At 66.2% G+C, this 1,036-nt stretch carries 1 protein-coding gene and 1 pseudogene; both read right to left on the bottom strand.

The annotated features are described in order from the left end of the window. Window positions 1-460: pseudogene (locus EOA29_RS37645) on the bottom strand (TIGR01620 family protein); the annotation flags it as partial. Beyond that, on the bottom strand, window positions 457-1,036 hold a 580-nt coding region (locus EOA29_RS37640; protein WP_189479140.1), incomplete at its 5' end, for a YcjX family protein. The gene EOA29_RS37640 and the pseudogene EOA29_RS37645, both read right to left, overlap by 4 nt.

Genomic DNA, 1,036 nt, shown 5'->3' with positions numbered 1-1,036 from the left:
CCACGGCATCCAGGGCCTGCCGCTGCAGCTTCTCGACTTCGGCGAGGCGTGCAATGGCCAGGAATTCGCGGAGGAGGATGACGAGCAGCGACAAAAGCGCGATCGCCGCCATGCCGGCCGCCAGCCAGCCCAGCCATTCGGCGCGCGCGAAGAGATCGCGGATGAGCTGGTCTGTCCACAAGCCCACCGCGAGCGAGACAAGCACGCCGAGGGCGCCGAAAAACAGGCGGGCGAGCAGCGAGCGCTTTCTTGGCGCCGTGGCCGGCGGTGGCGCCGCCTGCTCGATGTCCGGCTCGTCGAAGACGTCGATTTCCGAAGGAATGACGACAGCGACATCGGACCTTGCTGCTTGCGGTTTGCGCGCGGGCCGTTCGTCGGCGCGATGCTTCCGCGCCGCCTCCTGCCTCGGCGCTGGCTCGGGTTCGATGCGGAAGGCGGCCGGTTTGCGGGGCGCGCTCATGCCAGACGATCTCCGATCAGGAACTGCAGCGCGCGGTCGAGCCGGATATGCGACAAAGAAAGCGTGACGCCTTCGGCCGTGCGCTCGAGCTTCGGCGGACGGAACCGCACGAAGCGGATCGCCGGTTCGTTGTTTTCCGGCTGCGATCCGGAAAGGTCGAATACAGCATCAACTTTCTCCGGCAAGTCACCGGGAAATATGGCCGTTTCGGTTTTGCCGTCGAATGTTTCGCCGTCGATCTTCTCGTCTTTCAGCGGCGTGCCGATGATCACCGGCAATGTCTCGCGGCCTTGCTTGACCGTTCCCTCGCGGGTCGAGCGCACCGCCGCCATGGCGACCACGTCGACATCGGCGCCGCTGAAATTGGCTCGCGCGACGGCCCGGTCCGCCAGCCTGCGCACGATGGCCTGCAGCCGGTCATGGCTTTCATGGTGCAGTTGGTCGGCCTTGGTCGCCGCCACCAGGATGCGGTCGATGCGCCTGGAAAGCAGGTCGGTGACGAAATTGCCCCGGCCGGGCCGAAAACAGGAGAGGATTTCCGTGACGGCCCGTTCGAGATCGGCCATGGCGGCCGGG

Origin of the sequence: Mesorhizobium sp. M1E.F.Ca.ET.063.01.1.1 (genome assembly GCF_003998155.1) — a bacterium.
Classification (GTDB): domain Bacteria; phylum Pseudomonadota; class Alphaproteobacteria; order Rhizobiales; family Rhizobiaceae; genus Mesorhizobium.
The sequence above is the reverse complement of the archived record's forward strand: the minus strand, read 5'-3'. Positions and strand labels throughout refer to the sequence as shown.